This is a genomic window from Vibrio sp. R12-SG2-ISO1 (assembly GCF_059834045.1).
On record NZ_JCBDGO010000008.1, the window covers coordinates 552,132 to 568,871 of the forward strand.

17 protein-coding genes are annotated in these 16,740 nt (G+C 49.1%); 3 read left to right on the forward strand and 14 right to left on the reverse strand.

Features of this window, described 5'->3' with window-relative positions; translation table 11 throughout:
• Positions 1-29: 29 nt before the first annotated feature.
• The 8 genes from rseP to rpsB all read right to left on the reverse strand — a co-directional run bounded on the left by rseP (position 30) and on the right by rpsB (position 7,737).
• The gene (rseP, locus tag AC6R10_RS07930; protein WP_500626551.1) at positions 30-1,388 is read right to left on the reverse strand and encodes a sigma E protease regulator RseP; all 1,359 of its coding nucleotides are present in this window, start codon (positions 1,386-1,388) and stop codon (positions 30-32) included.
• A complete protein-coding gene (gene ispC / locus AC6R10_RS07935) occupies positions 1,385-2,593 on the reverse strand; it encodes a 1-deoxy-D-xylulose-5-phosphate reductoisomerase (RefSeq protein ID WP_500671930.1) in 1,209 nt (402 codons plus the stop codon). The genes rseP and ispC overlap by 4 nt, the downstream gene beginning before the upstream one ends.
• A gap of 48 nt (positions 2,594-2,641) precedes the next feature.
• Complete coding sequence (locus AC6R10_RS07940; RefSeq protein ID WP_500671931.1) at positions 2,642-3,484, reverse strand: phosphatidate cytidylyltransferase; 843 nt, start codon at positions 3,482-3,484, stop codon at positions 2,642-2,644.
• 11 nt (positions 3,485-3,495) lie between these two features.
• The gene (uppS, locus tag AC6R10_RS07945; RefSeq protein ID WP_500671932.1) at positions 3,496-4,251 is read right to left on the reverse strand and encodes a polyprenyl diphosphate synthase; all 756 of its coding nucleotides are present in this window, start codon (positions 4,249-4,251) and stop codon (positions 3,496-3,498) included.
• A 96-nt stretch (positions 4,252-4,347) separates the two neighbouring features.
• Positions 4,348-4,905, reverse strand: a complete 558-nt coding sequence (gene frr / locus AC6R10_RS07950) for a ribosome recycling factor (RefSeq protein ID WP_334554544.1) — start codon at positions 4,903-4,905, stop codon at positions 4,348-4,350.
• A gap of 108 nt (positions 4,906-5,013) precedes the next feature.
• Positions 5,014-5,745 (reverse strand): UMP kinase, encoded by a 732-nt coding sequence (pyrH, locus tag AC6R10_RS07955; protein ID WP_334554461.1) that lies wholly within the window; start codon positions 5,743-5,745, stop codon positions 5,014-5,016.
• Positions 5,746-6,032: 287 nt separating this feature from the next.
• Positions 6,033-6,875 (reverse strand): translation elongation factor Ts, encoded by an 843-nt coding sequence (tsf, locus tag AC6R10_RS07960; protein WP_334554459.1) that lies wholly within the window; start codon positions 6,873-6,875, stop codon positions 6,033-6,035.
• 133 nt (positions 6,876-7,008) lie between these two features.
• On the reverse strand, positions 7,009-7,737 hold the full coding sequence (rpsB, locus tag AC6R10_RS07965) for a 30S ribosomal protein S2 (protein WP_334554457.1): 729 nt from the start codon (positions 7,735-7,737) through the stop codon (positions 7,009-7,011).
• 375 nt (positions 7,738-8,112) lie between these two features.
• Between rpsB and map the strand changes: the two genes are divergently transcribed.
• The 3 genes from map to AC6R10_RS07980 all read left to right on the forward strand — a co-directional run bounded on the left by map (position 8,113) and on the right by AC6R10_RS07980 (position 12,232).
• Complete coding sequence (gene map / locus AC6R10_RS07970) at positions 8,113-8,991, forward strand: type I methionyl aminopeptidase (RefSeq protein ID WP_500671933.1); 879 nt, start codon at positions 8,113-8,115, stop codon at positions 8,989-8,991.
• Positions 8,992-9,089: 98 nt separating this feature from the next.
• The gene (gene glnD, locus AC6R10_RS07975) at positions 9,090-11,711 is read left to right on the forward strand and encodes a bifunctional uridylyltransferase/uridylyl-removing protein GlnD (protein ID WP_500671934.1); all 2,622 of its coding nucleotides are present in this window, start codon (positions 9,090-9,092) and stop codon (positions 11,709-11,711) included.
• A 137-nt stretch (positions 11,712-11,848) separates the two neighbouring features.
• Positions 11,849-12,232, forward strand: coding sequence for a DUF3461 family protein (locus tag AC6R10_RS07980; protein ID WP_334554450.1), 384 nt, complete (start codon positions 11,849-11,851; stop codon positions 12,230-12,232).
• Between the two features lie 92 nt (positions 12,233-12,324).
• Here AC6R10_RS07980 and pgpA read toward each other — a convergent pair whose 3' ends face one another.
• The 6 genes from pgpA to AC6R10_RS08010 form a co-directional block, all read right to left on the reverse strand.
• Entirely contained in the window at positions 12,325-12,828 is a 504-nt protein-coding gene (gene pgpA, locus AC6R10_RS07985) for a phosphatidylglycerophosphatase A (protein WP_500671935.1), read from the reverse strand.
• Positions 12,825-13,802, reverse strand: coding sequence for a thiamine-phosphate kinase (gene thiL / locus AC6R10_RS07990; protein WP_500671936.1), 978 nt, complete (start codon positions 13,800-13,802; stop codon positions 12,825-12,827). The genes pgpA and thiL overlap by 4 nt, the downstream gene beginning before the upstream one ends.
• Before the next feature lie 61 nt (positions 13,803-13,863).
• Positions 13,864-14,331: a transcription antitermination factor NusB gene (gene nusB, locus AC6R10_RS07995; RefSeq protein ID WP_334554444.1), complete on the reverse strand. Its 468-nt coding sequence runs from the start codon at positions 14,329-14,331 to the stop codon at positions 13,864-13,866.
• Positions 14,331-14,801, reverse strand: coding sequence for a 6,7-dimethyl-8-ribityllumazine synthase (gene ribH, locus AC6R10_RS08000; protein WP_053408902.1), 471 nt, complete (start codon positions 14,799-14,801; stop codon positions 14,331-14,333). The genes nusB and ribH overlap by 1 nt, the downstream gene beginning before the upstream one ends.
• Positions 14,802-14,931: 130 nt before the next feature.
• Positions 14,932-16,038 (reverse strand): bifunctional 3,4-dihydroxy-2-butanone-4-phosphate synthase/GTP cyclohydrolase II, encoded by a 1,107-nt coding sequence (gene ribBA, locus AC6R10_RS08005; protein ID WP_500629440.1) that lies wholly within the window; start codon positions 16,036-16,038, stop codon positions 14,932-14,934.
• A 48-nt stretch (positions 16,039-16,086) separates the two neighbouring features.
• Positions 16,087-16,740, reverse strand: a complete 654-nt coding sequence (locus AC6R10_RS08010) for a riboflavin synthase (RefSeq protein WP_500671937.1) — start codon at positions 16,738-16,740, stop codon at positions 16,087-16,089.

A 16,740-nucleotide genomic window follows, 5' to 3' on the forward strand; every position in this document is an offset into this window, starting at 1 on the left:
GTTATTCCTTTCTACACCCTTCGCCCCGTTTAAAGACGAGCAAAATCATTGAAAATCGCCACTGCCATGAGAGAGAAGATAATCGCACCGCCGATACGGTAACCCATTTCCTGGACTTTTTCAGGCACAGGGCGTCTGATTATGGCTTCAATAGCAAAAAACAATAAATGTCCACCGTCGAGCATCGGCAATGGAACGAGGTTTATAATGCCTAAGTTCACGCTGATAAGCGCAAGGAAGCCGAGAAAATAGACCAAGCCATAATCGGCGGTCGTTCCTGCCCCTTTCGCGATCGAAATAGGTCCACTTAGGTTGTTCAATCCAACATCACCAACAATCAGTTTTTTCAGCATACTGATGGTCAAGGTGATCACTTGCCCGGATTTTTCAATCGCTTTACCGACTGACTCAAATACACCAAATTGCAGGTCGAAGCGATAGCTTTGCGGCCATTCTGCGACTTCTGGAGCAATTCCCGCAAAACCAATCACTCGCTGGTCTGAAAGCGCTCGGCTGTCTGGCGTTAAAGACACGTCCACAGACTGGCCATCACGCTCCACTTTGAGTGCAAGCGCGCGATTAGGGCTTGCTTGAATGGTCTCGACGACCTGCTGCCAGCTCTCGACAGCCCGTCCATCGATACTCACTAACGTATCACCGACAAGCAGGCCAGCACGTTCACCAGCACTTCCCTCGCCGACATTGGTCAAACGAGCGGAAATCTCTGGCGTAAAGGGAATAAATCCAAGCGCTGACATAGCAGACTGCGTCTCAGGGTCAAAGTTCCATTCATCTAAATAGAGCACTTTGGTTTCTTCGACCCCAACACCGTCCGCCGGTGCGACGGTCAGGGTCAATTGACTGTCGCCAATATGGCGGATAAGCCCCATATTGACCGACTCCCAATCTGCGGTTTTGACGCCGGAAACCGCTTTAAGTTCCATGCCAGGTTCAAGACCGGCTTGCGCCGCAATCGAGTATGGCGTGACTTGTCCCACGACCGGTTTCACCGCAGGGACACCAATGATGAACACCAACCAATACGCGAAAATGGCAAACAGGAAGTTGAACGCTGGGCCTGCCGCGACAATTGCGCTTCGTTTCCACAAAGGTTTACGGTCAAAGGCGAACGCTTGCTGATCCGCGGGCACATCATCCACTCGGCCATCAAGCATTTTCACGTAACCACCGAGAGGGATCAAAGAAATAGAGTACTCGGTGCCATCTTTGCCGACTTTACTCCATATGGATTTACCAAAACCGATAGAGAATTTTTCGACTTTTACGCCACAGCGGCGCGCCACCCAAAAATGGCCAAACTCATGCACGGCGACCAAAATGCCTAATGCAATGATAAATGAGATAAAGTTCCACAAAATACCGGTCATAGTGTCCGTCCGTTCATGGTTTCTATGGCGAATGCACGTGCCATACTATCGAGCTCTAGAATGCTCTCCAAACTATCACATTGCCCCTGACCACGGCTAGCACAGATCCGATTAGTGACCTGCTCATTGATGCGAGCGATGTCAGTGAACGCCAGTTTACGATCAAGAAAAGCCTGCACTGCAACTTCGTTGGCCGCATTGAGCGCTGTGGTCGCATGCTGGCCTTCAAAACAGGCATCAATGGCCAATTTCAAGCAGGGGTAACGTTGGTAATCCGGCTGTAAAAAGGTCAGTTCGCCCACTTGAGTAAAATCTAACGGTGCCACACCAGCAGCAATACGCTCAGGGTACGAGAGTGTCAGCGCAATCGGCGTTGCCATATCCGGCTCGCCCATCTGAGCCAAGACGGAGCCGTCACGATATTGCACCATTGAGTGGATCACAGATTGAGGGTGGATCAGAACTTTGAGTTGCTCGCGGCGAGCATTGAACAGCCATTTTGCTTCAATAAACTCAAGCCCTTTATTCATCATGGTGGCCGAATCCACCGAGATTTTTGGCCCCATGGACCAGTTGGGATGAGCAATCGCTTGTTCTGGGGTCACCTGCTCTAGACTCGCAATGTCGCTGTAGCGAAACGGCCCGCCAGAACCGGTCAAAAGAATATGGCTAATACCCTGCTTTTCAAGATCGCAGCGCCCTAGCTCCGTTTGCGCCTCGACGGGCAAACATTGGAAGATGGCATTGTGCTCACTGTCAACAGGCATTAACTCCGCGCCATACTTGGCAACCGCGTCGATAAAAAGTTGTCCAGACATCACCAACGCTTCTTTGTTGGCAAGCAGCACTCGCTTACCGGCTTTCACCGCCGCCATGGTCGGTAACAAACCGGCCGCGCCGACAATGGCGGCCATCACGGTATCGACATCCTCCAGCGCCGCCATTTGGCACATCGCATCTACACCGGATAACACATCAATGGTGAGCGACTCTCCGGCTAACGCAAACTTGAGCGCGCGCGCAGCATCATCGCTCGCCATGACCGCATACTGGGGTTTCCACTTAAGACACAACTGGCGCATTTTCTCGACGTTGTGTCCCGCGACTAAAGCAACGACCGAGTAGTGTTCACGATTCTGTTCGAGCACCTTAAACGTACTGTCACCAATCGAACCTGTCGCGCCGAGTATTGTCAACTTACGCATAGTAGTTACAACCAAGAAGGTAAAGGCAAGCGCCGGCTTGCCTTAGAATTAGAAAATGAAGTAGAGCAGCGCAAACACGGGAAAGGCAGCCGTCAAACTGTCAATGCGATCCAATACACCGCCATGACCAGGAATGATGTTACTGCTGTCTTTAATGCCAGAGACGCGCTTAAACATGCTCTCTACCAGATCGCCCAATACTGAGATAATCACCGTCGCTAAGGTAATCCCGACCATCACAAATGCGTTGGTAAAGGGAATCTCAAACCAATGTGAAAAGCCCCAAGCAACTAAACTGGCGGTCACCATTCCGCCCACTAATCCTTCAATGGTTTTATTGGGGCTCACTTTAGGTGCCATTTTATGTTTACCGATGCTTTTACCGACAAAGTAGGCACCGCTGTCCGCCGCCCAAACAATCAAACAGACAAATAGAACCAAACGCGCGCCGTGGAAAGGATCGCTATAGAGGTCCTGCGCACGCAGCATCACCACGCTCCAGAAAAAGGGCAATAGCGTTAAGATTCCGAAAAGGTGTCTGAGCAGCGTCGACCCCTGCCACAGTGTAGCGGATTTGGGATAGGTAATCGCCAGCACGCTGGCAAAAAGCCACCAGGCGCAACCTAAGCCTAGTAAAGTAAGGTGGGATAAGGAAATCTCATTTAAGCTGTACGCATCAAATGGGACAAAGAACGCACTGGCCGCAAACAGTATCGCTGCAGGGACAAGTGCTAAGTAGCGGGATTTGGCCTCGACAAATTGAGTCCACTCCCAAAAACCTATCATAGTGACCACGGCCAGCGCCGCCATAAACGTAGGTAAAGACAGTTGAAAGATGCCTAAAATGACTAACGGAGCAAGGATAAGTGCCGTTATTATTCTTTGCTTCAAACTTAAATCCTTTATTCGCTTTTCATCAATGCCTTGATTTGTTCACCTGTACACCCGAACCGTCGTTCGCGATTAACAAACCAAGTCACTGCTTCGACAAGACTATTCTCGTCAAATTCTGGCCAGTAGATCGGCGTAAAGTAGAGCTCAGCATACGCCATCTGCCATAGCATGAAGTTGCTAATTCTACACTCTCCACTGGTTCGAATCATCAAATCGACCTCAGGAATGTCGTTCATCGACAAATGATCGGTCATTAATGATTCAGTAATCTCTTCTGGTGCAAGTTCACCGCAAGCCACTTTGCTGGCAATCGCTTTGGTCGCTTCCACAATGTCCCATTTGCCGCCGTAATTAGCCGCAATATTGATCACCATTCCGCTATTGTTCGCCGTTAAGGCTTCTGCAGCGGCAATTTTCTCTTGCAAGCGTTCATTAAAACGAGACTTATCACCAATGATCCGCAGCTTGAGGTTGTTCTTATGCAGTTTCTTTACTTCTGATGACAGCACAGAAATAAACAACTCCATCAACACGCCGACTTCTTCTTCTGGTCTGCGCCAATTCTCGCTACTGAAAGCAAACAAGGTGATGGCCTTGATGCCGAGTTTAGCGGAAGTCGAAATCGCCTTACGTACCGCTGCCACCCCATTTTTATGGCCAAAGACACGCGGTTTACCTTGTGCTTTCGCCCAACGGCCATTGCCGTCCATGATGATTGCGATGTGTTTAGGGAGTACGTCAGGTGAGAGTTGAATGTTTTGCATAAGAGGGATTGGGTTTCCAGCAGGGTCGAAGAGATGCAATAAAAAAACGCTGTGCTGTTCGCCCAGCGTTTTTACTCATGGGCAGTTTAATGACTATTAAACTTCCATCAACTCTTTTTCTTTTGCTGCTAGCACTTCGTCAACTTTCTTAACCGCTGCGTCAGTCAGTTTCTGAATTTCATCTTGTGCTTTGCGATCTTCGTCTTCAGAGATCTCTTTGTCTTTCAATAGCGCTTTAAGGTCGCCATTGGCATCACGACGAATGTTACGAATCGCCACGCGAGCACCTTCTGCTTCACCGCGAACGATCTTAACGAGGTCCTTACGACGCTCTTCTGTCAGTGGTGGCAGAGGAACGCGGATAATGGTGCCCGCAGACATTGGGTTTAGACCCAAATCAGACATCATGATCGCTTTTTCTACTTTCTGAGTCAGCTCTTTGTCGAATACCGTGATCGCCAGTGTACGCGCATCTTCCGCAACAACGTTCGCGACTTGGTTTAACGGTGTTGGTGCGCCGTAGTACTCAACTGAAATACCAGAAAGAAGGCTTGGGTGAGCACGACCTGTACGTACTTTAGATAGGTTGTTTTTTAGCGCTTCAACGCTTTTTTCCATGCGCTCTTGAGCGTCTTTTTTGATTTCGTTAATCACAATATCACCTTGATGTGTCATTCTTATCGAAGTCTCCCCACTAATGGGATGACGACCTTCGAAAGGCAATACCGTAGCCAACACAATGCTCGCTACGGTTGAATTCAATTAGTTTGCAGAGCTAATCAGTGTGCCTTCAGCTTCACCCATAACCACGCGGCGCAGTGCACCAGGTTTGTTCATGTTGAACACACGAATTGGCATTTTGTGGTCACGAGCCAGAGTAAATGCGGCTAAGTCCATTACTTTCAGTTCTTTATCAAGAACTTCAGCGTAAGATAGCTTATCATACAGCTCCGCGTCTGGGTTGGCTACTGGGTCTGCAGTAAATACCCCATCCACTTTTGTCGCTTTGAGAACCACGTCAGCTTCAATCTCAATACCGCGCAGACACGCCGCTGAATCTGTTGTGAAGAATGGGTTACCTGTACCGGCAGAGAAGATCACAACGCGACCTTGGCGCAGCTGGCTGATAGCATCGGCCCAGTTGTAATCATCACACACACCTTTTAGAGGGATAGCGGACATCACACGCGCGTTCACATACGCACGATGCAGCGCATCACGCATCGCAAGACCGTTCATCACTGTTGCTAGCATGCCCATGTGGTCACCGACAACTCGGTTCATACCTGCTTCAGCAAGACCGGCACCACGGAACAAGTTACCCCCGCCGATAACAACACCCACTTGAACGCCCAGTTCAACGAGCTCTTTTACCTCTTGAGCCATACGATCAAGGATCGTAGGGTCGATACCAAAACCTTCTTCGCCTTGTAGAGCTTCACCGCTCAGTTTTAACAGAATACGTTGATATGCTGGTTTAGGGTTTGTCGTCATGGAGTCTACCTTCCAATAAAGAGAGTGGTTGATTAACAGTCATGGATAGGGGAGAAAATCAAGTTCATAGACCCTAGTTCCTAGAGAAAAAATCCACTCTAGACTCTAGAAACTAGGAACTAGGCACTAGGAACTAGGCACTAGGAACTAGGCACTAGGCACTAGGCACCTAGGAACTCGCACCGAGTCACTAACACCCCTATTCATCACGGCTAATCGTTTGCACGCTAGTCATAAAAAGACCGCAGCCTTGGCTACGGTCTAAATAGTAAGCGCTACACTCAGGATTAACCTTTTTGAGCTGCTGCTACTTCTTCAGCAAAGCTCATTTCTGCGCCTTTCTCGATACCTTCGCCAACTTCTAGACGAACGAACGTAGCAACAGAAGCGCCTTTCTCTTTCAGCATTTCGCCTACAGATTTCTTAGGCTCCATGATGAACGCTTGACCTGTTAGAGAGATTTCGCCAGTGAATTTCTTCATGCGGCCGATAACCATCTTCTCAGCGATCTCTTGTGGCTTGCCTTCGTTCATAGCGATTTCAACTTGAACTTCTTTCTCTTTAGCCACTACGTCAGCTGGTACATCTTCTGGGTTAACGTACTCTGGCTTAGACGCAGCAACGTGCATTGCAACGTGCTTAAGAGTTTCAGCATCGCCTTCACCCGCTACCACAACACCGATTTTCTCACCGTGACGGTAAGAAGCGATTGCAGCACCTTCAACGTACTGAACGCGACGGATGTTGATGTTTTCACCGATCTTAGCAACTAGAGCAACACGCTCTTCTTCGAATTTAGCAACAAGCTCTTCAGCAGATGCTTTAGACGCTAGCGCGTCTGCTGCTACTTTCTCTGCGAATGCAGTGAAGTTGCCATCTTTAGCAACGAAGTCAGTTTGGCAGTTAACTTCAAGAAGAACAGCAACACCGCCTTCTTCTTTGATGATGATTGCGCCTTCAGCTGCTACGTTACCTGCTTTCTTAGCAGCTTTCGCAGCGCCTGATTTACGCATGTTCTCGATTGCTAGTTCGATGTCAGCGTTTGCTTCAACAAGCGCTTTCTTACATTCCATCATACCTGCGCCAGTACGTTCGCGCAGTTCTTTAACTAGAGCAGCAGTAACAGCCATTCTCTATTCCTCAGTTGATTCTGGATTGGGTAAAAAACAGGGGCCTACACACGTTCGGCCCCTATTGATAACTATAACTCAGCTTATGCGACAACAAGATTGCACATAAACCAAGTGTGACACGGAGCCGCTATTATTCAGCTTCTACGAAACCGTCTTTTTCAGCAGCTGCAGCTACGTCTTTGTTACGACCTTCTGTAACCGCTTGAGCAGCAGCGTTTAGGTATAGCTGTACTGCACGGATTGCGTCATCGTTACCTGGGATAACGAAGTCAACGCCGTCTGGGTTAGAGTTAGTATCAACAACAGCGTAAACTGGGATACCTAGGTTGTTTGCTTCTTTAACTGCGATGTGCTCGTGATCAGCGTCGATAACGAATAGAGCGTCAGGTAGGCCGCCCATATCTTTGATACCACCAAGAGATTTCTCTAGCTTCTCCATTTCGCGAGTACGCATTAGAGCTTCTTTCTTAGTTAGCTTGTCAAAAGTACCGTCTTGAGACTGAGCTTCTAGGTCTTTTAGACGCTTGATAGACTGACGAACAGTTTTGTAGTTAGTTAGCATACCGCCCAACCAGCGGTTGTTAACGAAGTACTGGTTGCTAGCAATAGCCGCTTCTTTAACAGCTTCAGATGCAGCGCGCTTAGTACCTACGAAAAGAACTTTACCTTTTTTCTCGCCAACTTTCGCTAGCTCAGCAAGCGCTTCGTTGAACATTGGTACCGTTTTTTCTAGGTTGATGATGTGAACGCGGTTACGAGCACCAAAGATGAATGGCTTCATTTTTGGGTTCCAGTAACGAGTTTGGTGACCGAAGTGAACACCAGCTTTCAGCATATCGCGCATTGATACAGTTGCCATTTTAAAATCCTCTATGGGGTTAGGCCTCCACATTCCCCATAACTCCGACTAGGCTTCTGCCCAGCACCCCGGAATATGTGTCGGAATGTGTGTGATTTAAAGATAAATGTGTTTGGATGTTGCCCGCTTCGCCACCTCAACGCATCAAGGTGAAGAAAACAGACCGCAATTCCGGCGCGCTTTATATCATATTTTTGCGTTGTTTGGCTAGAAAAAAAACCACTTTCACCGCGTCCAAACCCCGCGAAATCACCGACCGTCACAGCAACCCTAGTCATTTTAAGGATTTATCGAGATTACACTTTCGCCCCTCTTCCTGTTAGAATGCGGCCATTCGCACCAGAGCGTGCTGACAGAGTTAGATAGAGAAAGCCGATGTCAATTAAGATCAAAACCGCACAAGAAATTGAACGCATGCGCATAGCTGGCGCATTGGCCGCTGAAATCCTAGAGATGATCGAGCCACACGTCCAAGTCGGCGTGACGACCGATGAGCTCAACCAGATTTGTCACGACTACGCCACCAGCAAAGGTGCGTACTCTGCGCCACTCGATTATCATGGTTTCCCGAAATCTATCTGTACTTCGATCAACCACATTGTTTGCCACGGCATTCCTGCCAACCAAGATGAAATTGGTAGCAACGGTCAGATGAAACCGGCGGTGTTAAAAGATGGCGACATCATCAACATCGACATCACAGTGATTGTTCCTGATGATGAAAACGCCGATCTTTCCGTGCGCCCAGCAGGCTACCATGGCGATACTTCGAAGATGTTCTTAGTGGGTGAGGTCTCCCCTGCCGACAAGCGCTTGTGTATGGTGACACAAGAAGCCCTGTACGTCGGGATGCGTAAAGTCAAACCGGGTGCTACGGTTGGCGATATTGGCAGTGCCATCGAGAAATACATCAAAGAGAACAACAAGAAAAACCCACGTAATAAGTTCTCTATTGTCAAAGACTTCTGTGGTCATGGTATCGGCAACGAATTCCATGAAGAGCCACAAATTGTTCACTACAAGAACAATGACCGACGTGTGTTGAAAGAAGGCATGTGCTTTACCATCGAGCCTATGATTAACGCCGGTAAATTTGGTGTCAGCGTCGATGCCGAAGATGACTGGACGGTCTACACTGGCGATGGCAAAAAATCCGCTCAGTATGAGCACACCATAGTCGTAACGAGCAACGGCTGTGAAGTGCTGACACTAAGAAGCGATGACACCATCCCACGCCTGATGAACAACGATTAACGATTGAATGGAATATCCCCGCTTAAGGGGATATTTTTTTATCTGACTAACTTTGCTAGATTCCTAATTAGGATTTTTTTGCTGCATGGATTCGCTGTATGCCCTTTCAAACCCCTTTAGCGCTCGACGAGTCGCAACTCTCCGTCGCCGAGCTTAAACAGCAACTGGAACAGTTTGCTGAACATCAAAAGAATGAATTTCTCAACCATCATCCAGTGACTGACCTTGTCCTAGGTCGCTCTGACTACATTGATTTACTATTAAATCGACTGTGGCAACATTTCGGTTTCGCCAACTTACCCAACATCAGCTTAGTTGCGGTAGGCGGTTATGGCCGCGGTGAGCTACACCCGCTCTCGGATATTGATATCCTGATTGTCTCTCGCCATACCTTACCGGAAGCGCTGGCCGCCAAAGTCAGTGAGTTTATTACCCTGCTGTGGGATTTACGCCTGGAGATTGGTCACGCCGTGCGTACGGTTGAGCAATGCGCGCAAATCGGCCGAGAAGACCTAACCGTTGCCACCAACTTACAAGAAGCGCGCTTGTTGTGTGGCTGTGAAGAGACCTTCCACAAGCTGAAGATGGAAATCCATTCAGAGAGCTTCTGGCCAAGTGAAATCTTCTATCAAGCGAAAGTACAAGAGCAACGTGAACGCCATGCGCGCTATCACGACACCACTTACAATCTGGAGCCCGATATTAAGTCAACTCCAGGCGGACTGCGGGATATTCACACCTTAAGTTGGGTCGCAAGGCGCCATTTCGGGGCCACTTCTTTGTTAGAGATGAGTAAATATGGTTTTCTCACTGACGCGGAATATCGTGAGTTGGTCGAATGCCAAGATTTCCTTTGGCGCGTGCGTTTTGCCCTGCATCTACAGTTAAAGCGCTACGACAACCGCCTCACCTTTGCCCACCAAGCCCAAGTTGCCGAGCTGCTCGGTTTTCACGGTGAGGGTAATCGAGGTGTAGAGAAAATGATGAAAGAGTTCTACCGCACGCTGCGCCGTGTGGCTGAACTCAACAAAATGCTGCTTAAGTTGTTCGACCAAGCGATTCTGGACAATGGGATTGAGGCCGAGCCTATCATTCTCAGTGAGGATTTTCAGCGCAGAGGACACCTAATAGAAGCGCGTAAACCTGCATTGTTCCAAGCGCGTCCTGAAACCATTCTGGATATGTTTTTACATATCGCCAACGACTCCACCATTGATGGCGTCGCCCCCTCCACCATGCGCCAACTTCGCACCGCTCGGCGCCGTTTGAATAAGTTTCTTCACACTATCCCAGCGGCGCGTGAAAAGTTCATGGATCTGTGCCGACACCCGAACGCCCTTACTCGCGCCTTTACACTGATGCACAAACTCGGAGTGTTAGCCGCCTATTTACCGCAATGGAGTCAAATTGTCGGTCAGATGCAGTTCGACTTATTCCACGTCTACACCGTCGATGAGCACAGTATGCGCTTGCTGAAACACATTCACACCTTTAGCTTTGCGCAAAATCACGACAAGCATCCGATCTGCTGTGAAATCTACCCACGAATTCAAAAGAAAGAGCTGTTGATCCTTGCGGCGATTTTCCATGATATCGGGAAAGGGCGCGGCGGCGATCACTCGGTGATTGGTGAAGGAGAAGCCTATGATTTCTGTATTGAGCATGGTTTGTCGAAACCTGAGGCCAAACTGGTTTCTTGGTTGGTTCGTCATCACCTCTTGATGTCTGTCACTGCTCAGCGCCGAGATATTTACGATCCTGAGGTGATCACTGAGTTCGCCAAGCAAGTGCGGGATGAAGAGTATCTGGAGTACCTAGTCTGCCTAACCGTCGCTGATATCTGCGCCACCAACCCTGAACTTTGGAACAGTTGGAAACGCACACTGCTCGCTGAGCTTTTTTACTCGACGCAACGTGCCTTACGCCGCGGTTTAGAGAACCCTGTCGATGTACGTGAGCGCATCCGTCACAACCAGCAGTTAGCTTCTGCGCTGCTGCGCAAAGAGGGGTTCAGTGCCAGAGAGATCGAAGTACTGTGGCAACGCTTTAAAGCCGACTACTTCTTAAGACACACCCACAAACAAATTGCGTGGCACTGCGCGCATCTGCTGCGCCATGACGATCCGGCTAAACCATTGATCTTAATCTCTAAGAAAGCAACCCGAGGCGGAACGGAAGTGTTTGTCTACAGCAAAGACCAACATGCTCTGTTTGCGACTGTGGTGGCCGAGTTAGATAGGCGCAATCTCAACGTTCACGATGCGCAGGTTATGACCAGTAAAGATGGTTATGTGTTAGATACCTTTATGGTGTTGGATCAACACGGTGAGGTCATTGATGAGACGCGCCACAAGGCACTGATTAAGCACTTGGTCCACGTACTCGAAGATGGCCGCCCAACCAAGATCAAAACCCGTCGAGTGCCGCGTAACCTGCAGCACTTCAAGGTGAAAACACAAGTCGACTTTCTGCCGACTAAGAGTAAAAAGCGCACCTTGATGGAGTTTGTGGCCCTCGATACCCCAGGACTGCTTGCCACGGTAGGGGCGACGTTTGCCGAATTGAATCTCAACCTGCACGCCGCCAAAATCACCACTATTGGTGAGCGGGCTGAGGACTTGTTCATTATCACTAGTGATCACACCGGCAAGCTCAGCGAAGAAGAAGAGCAACGACTGCGTGAGACCTTGATCAAGAACGTGGCGGAGTTGGCGCCGTAAGCGATCTCGTCCACAAGTTGCAAAGCTGATTAAAAAACAACTATCTACCACGATCATAGGCTGCTACATTAACCTATGAACACTTTGTTTCCCTTCCCGGATGGGAAGGGGTTACTACAACACAAAAGAGGTAGCTTATGTTTCCAAACCTCACTGGTTTAGGTATTCACGAGCCTAAGCAAATTGAGCGCTATTCACTTCGTCAAGAAGCGCACAAGGATGTGTTAAAGATCTATTTTCGTAAGCAAAAAGGCGAATTGTTTGCGAAAAGCGTAAAATTCAAATATCCCCGCCAAGTCAAAAACGTACTCGTCGACAGTGGCAGTCACCAATACAAAGAAGTGACTGAGATTAATCGCAATTTAACGCTGGTTATCGATGAATTGAACCAAATCACACGACCAGAAAAAGCGGCTGAAACGGATGTGAAACAGAAAATCTTGTCCGATCTTCGTCACTTAGAGAAAGTGGTCGCCAGCAAGATTGCCGAGATTGAAGCCGATTTAGAGAAGCTGAAATAAGCGTACTCTCAACCTAGAAAGACAAAGGACAGCGCAGTCGCTGTCCTTTTTTATTGCGTTCCATATTTTGCTGTCTCTATGACTAAGCTCTGCTATAGCCAGCCTGCATATCGACCAATGAGATAGAGTGATACCGCGGCCATGAGGCCAGCGACGATATCATCAATCATAATCCCTAAGCCGCCGTGAATACGCTTATCGAGCCAGCCGATCGGCCAAGGCTTGACCATATCGAAAAATCGAAACAAGACAAATCCAGTCAACAGCCACTTCCAATCCGTCGTCGACAGATTAAATAGAGGCACCACCAGCATGGTGATCCAAAAGCCAGCAAACTCATCCCAGACAATCGAACCGTGATCATGCACGCCCATGTCATCAGACGTCACTTGGCAAATTTTGACGCCGATCCAGCAAGAAAACAGCACAGCCATAATATAGAGTGGTAACGGCAGCTGGACCAAAAGAAGATAAAAAGGCACCGCAGCTAAAGTGCCCATGGTGCCGGGGACGATAGGAGAAAGCCCGCTGCCAAAGCCTGTCGCAAGCAGATGCCACGGGTTTTTCAGCGAAATAAGTGCTAAGGGATTTGTCATACTGATTCACTAAAATGATCATAGCCTTGTCGTGGCCATGTCATTGGTTGTCCTTTTGAGTGAAGTTCCCAGTGACCCTGTGGGCGAATTTGGCCGATGCAGGTCACCTTACAATTACAGTGTGCCAGCGCACTCTCAATCGAGCCACGATTGGCCTCGCTGACGGTGAAACAGAGTTCGTACTCTTCGCCGCTCGACAACGCCATTTGCTGAGCACGTTCAGTGCTGGCCAAAAATGTCACCAGTTCATTAGAAACAGGAAGCGTGCTCACGTCAAGGCTTGCTCCAACCTCTGAGCATTCAAGAATATGCCCAAGATCAGCAATTAACCCATCAGAGATATCGACCGCGGCACTGGCGAGCCCCAACAAGGCTTGTCCGACCAAGACACGCGGCGTTGAATAGTAATGTCGATGTACTAACTCGCTTGCCAAAGGCTTTTGGGCCAAGCTTGGATCAAGGATCACATCCAACCCCGCTTGGCTATCACCAAGCTCTCCGGTGACGTAGATCCAATCCCCTACTTGGGCCCCATCTCGGCGTAGCGCTTTGCTTGGGTCTACGTATCCCTGTACTGTTAAGGTCATACTGAGCGGGCCTTTGGTGGTGTCTCCACCAATCAGTTGAATATCGAAATAGTCCGCCAATTGGTAGAATGCGTCACAAAATCCGCTCAACCAAGACTCATCGGCCTCAGGTAGGGTGAGCGCCAACGACACCCAAGCAGGCGTTGCTCCCATCGCCGCTAAATCACTGATGTTGGACGCCAACGCTTTGTGCGCAACAGCATGAGGATCGGCGTCGAGGAGGAAATGGGTCCCCGCGACTAAGGTATCGGTGCTGATCGCGATCGCCAGATCACTGCCTGGTGGTTGGACTAGCGCACAGTCATCGCCTGCCGCCAACAGCACGTCTTTGCGCAGCCCTTGTCGACCAACAAAATATCGATTAATTAGGTTAAATTCACTCGCCATAGAGAATTTCTCACATAAAAAAGGTCAGCGCTTGCTGACCTTTTATCTCAAAACTACTGAGTTACTTTTTACGTACGTGTGGTGCGGCTTTATCCAGCACACCATTGACGAATTTGTGGCTGTCTTCTGCAGCAAACACTTTTGCCAACTCAATCGCTTCGTTGATGACCACTTTGTAAGGAACATCTTCGCGGCGAGTCATTTCATACATCGCAAGACGAAGCAACGCAAGCTCCATCATGTCCAAATCTTGCATTGGACGCGCGGTGTATGGGCGAATTTTGCTGTCTAGCTCTGTGTGACTTAGCACAACACCTGATAACAGGTCACGGAAGTAGGCAACGTCTGTATCTGGAGCAGAAAGCGCTGGCTCTTGAGCGTGGTGCTCTTCTTCATCGTACTTACCGCCCGATAAGAACTGCTCTTCAATTGTGGCAACATTTTCTTTGGTAATTTGCCAAGAGTAGATTGCTTGTAAAGCAAATCGACGTGCATTACGACGTGCGGCTGGTTTCACACTGGCCCCCATTAGGAATCAATTTCTGATAGAACGTTAATCATCTCAAGTGCGCTTAGTGCAGCCTCTGCACCTTTATTACCAGCCTTGGTTCCTGCGCGCTCAATTGCTTGGTCAATTGTATCAACGGTCAATACGCCAAACGCCACTGGTAAACTGTATTCCAATGAGACTTGAGCAAGACCTTTGTTACATTCACTGCAAACATAGTCAAAGTGTGGTGTACCACCACGAATCACCGTACCAAGCGATACAATCGCGTCAAATTTACCGGTTTTTGCAACACGCTGAGCAACCAATGGCAGTTCAACTGCACCAGGGCAACGCACAACGGTGATGTTCTCTTCGCTAACTTGTCCATGACGCTTTAAAGTATCGATTGCACCAGACAATAGACTTTCGTTAATAAAACTGTTGAAACGAGAAATAACGATAGCAATTTTTGCATTTGGCGCTGGGAAGCCACCCTCGATCACTTTCATAAGCTTTCCTTTAACTATATTCATCAAGTGAGAATCGCCGGATTCTAGCACAAATTTGTGAGCAATATCTAATGGAAATTCGCACCGACTGGGGAGGTGGCAGGCGATGCCACCTTCCACTCAATCCTGCTTATTCGCAGACGTACTCAACGACATTCAAACCAAAACCACCCAATGCATGGTATTTTTTGTTGGTCGATGACAGCAGACGCATATCATGCACACCGAGATCCGCAAGAATTTGCGACCCAACGCCCACGCGACGTGATGTACCTTGACGCTTGGCCAGCGTCGGCGCTTCCCCTTTGTCTTGCGCTTCAAACATCTTGACGCGGTGGATGAGTAAATCGGTCGACTCTTCGTTACCCAAAATCACCAATACACCGCCCTCTTCACCGATGCGCTTCATCGCCGCATCCAGGCTCCAGCTGCGGTCTGCGTTCCGGTTACTGTGCAGCAAGTCAGTAAAGGTATCTTGTAAGTGAACACGCACCAATGGGGTTTGTGTCATCTCACCTTTGCACAACGCGTAATGGACTTGGTTGTCAATAACATCGCGGTATGTGACCAATTTGAACTCACCAAACTCCGTCGGCAATTGGCACTCCGCTACGCGCTCAATGGTGGTTTCCGTGTTGTTGCGATACTCAATCAAATCGGCAATGGTGCCCAGTTTGATGTCGTGCTTTTGCGCAAACACTTCCAGATCAGGGCGACGCGCCATCGTGCCGTCATCATTAAGGATTTCAACAATCACGCCTGCGGGCTCAAGACCTGCAAGGCGAGCCAAATCGCAGCCTGCTTCGGTATGACCTGCGCGCGTTAACACGCCACCTTCTTGGGCGGCCAGCGGGAAAATGTGCCCGGGCTGAACGAGATCCGCCGCTTTGGCGTCTTTTGCCACTGCGGCTTGTACTGTACGGGCGCGGTCGGCGGCAGAGATACCCGTTGTCACCCCTTCAGCAGCCTCAATCGACACCGTGAAGTTGGTGGTGTACTGCGCATTATTGTCTTGCACCATAGGTGGCAATCCGAGCTTTTCACAGCGTGATTTGGTCATGGTCAAACAGATCAAACCGCGACCGTGGGTTGCCATAAAATTGATCGCTTCCGGCGTGACGTGCTCCGCCGCCATGATCAAATCCCCCTCATTTTCACGATCTTCATCATCCATGAGGATGACCATTTTACCTGAGCGAATGTCGTCGATGATTTCTTGAGGCGTACTAATTGGCATGATTCTGTTCCTTATTATTGGCGCGGCTTTTGCGGACGTTCGACGTCACTACGCAAATCCGTTTTGTTGTAAGAATTCGAGTGTTAGGGTGGATTCTGGCTGTGCAGAGGTGGAGGCCGTTAATAGACGCTCCATGTAACGGGCCAAGACGTCGACTTCGAGATTGACTTTGCGCCCGACGTGGAAGTCGGCGATGGTCGTCTCTTCTCCCGTATGCGGCACGATAGTGAGCTTGAAAGCGTTTTTACGTAGCGCATTCACCGTTAAGCTAATTCCATCAACCGTGATGGATCCTTTCTCTGCCACATATTTCGCGATGGATTCCGGCATCGCGACCCAGAATTCAATCGCGCGACCGACACTGTTGCGCTCAACGATCTCGCCAACACCGTCCACATGGCCGGAGACAATATGACCGCCAAATCGAGTGGTCGGCAGCATGGCTTTTTCAAGGTTAACTTTGTCGCCCGCTTGATAATGGGCAAAGCCGGTTTTTTGCAGTGTCTCGAGGGATAAATCGGCGCTGTAACTGGTCGCGGTGTAATCCACCACCGTCAAGCAGACACCATTGGTCGCAATACTGTCGCCCAGTTTGACATCGCTCATGTCCAATTTACCGACCTCGATGGTCACACTGATGTCTTCCCCTTTTGGGGTGATGGCAGTTAGGATCCCTACTGCCTCTACAATACCTGTAAACAT

Excerpts from the sequence above, each read along its gene's own strand:
- rseP (WP_500626551.1), bottom strand. The coding sequence starts at position 1,388 with ATGACCGGTATTTTGTGGAACTTTATCTCATTTATCATTGCATTAGGC.
- ispC (WP_500671930.1), bottom strand. The coding sequence starts at position 2,593 with ATGCGTAAGTTGACAATACTCGGCGCGACAGGTTCGATTGGTGACAGT.
- uppS (WP_500671932.1), bottom strand. The coding sequence starts at position 4,251 with ATGCAAAACATTCAACTCTCACCTGACGTACTCCCTAAACACATCGCA.
- pyrH (WP_334554461.1), bottom strand. The coding sequence starts at position 5,745 with ATGACGACAAACCCTAAACCAGCATATCAACGTATTCTGTTAAAACTG.
- tsf (WP_334554459.1), bottom strand. The coding sequence starts at position 6,875 with ATGGCTGTTACTGCTGCTCTAGTTAAAGAACTGCGCGAACGTACTGGC.
- rpsB (WP_334554457.1), bottom strand. The coding sequence starts at position 7,737 with ATGGCAACTGTATCAATGCGCGATATGCTGAAAGCTGGTGTTCACTTC.
- map (WP_500671933.1), top strand. The coding sequence starts at position 8,113 with ATGTCAATTAAGATCAAAACCGCACAAGAAATTGAACGCATGCGCATA.
- glnD (WP_500671934.1), top strand. The coding sequence starts at position 9,090 with ATGCCCTTTCAAACCCCTTTAGCGCTCGACGAGTCGCAACTCTCCGTC.
- AC6R10_RS07980 (WP_334554450.1), top strand. The coding sequence starts at position 11,849 with ATGTTTCCAAACCTCACTGGTTTAGGTATTCACGAGCCTAAGCAAATT.
- pgpA (WP_500671935.1), bottom strand. The coding sequence starts at position 12,828 with ATGACAAATCCCTTAGCACTTATTTCGCTGAAAAACCCGTGGCATCTG.
- thiL (WP_500671936.1), bottom strand. The coding sequence starts at position 13,802 with ATGGCGAGTGAATTTAACCTAATTAATCGATATTTTGTTGGTCGACAA.
- nusB (WP_334554444.1), bottom strand. The coding sequence starts at position 14,331 with ATGGGGGCCAGTGTGAAACCAGCCGCACGTCGTAATGCACGTCGATTT.
- ribH (WP_053408902.1), bottom strand. The coding sequence starts at position 14,801 with ATGAAAGTGATCGAGGGTGGCTTCCCAGCGCCAAATGCAAAAATTGCT.
- ribBA (WP_500629440.1), bottom strand. The coding sequence starts at position 16,038 with ATGCCAATTAGTACGCCTCAAGAAATCATCGACGACATTCGCTCAGGT.
- AC6R10_RS08010 (WP_500671937.1), bottom strand. The coding sequence starts at position 16,740 with ATGTTTACAGGTATTGTAGAGGCAGTAGGGATCCTAACTGCCATCACC.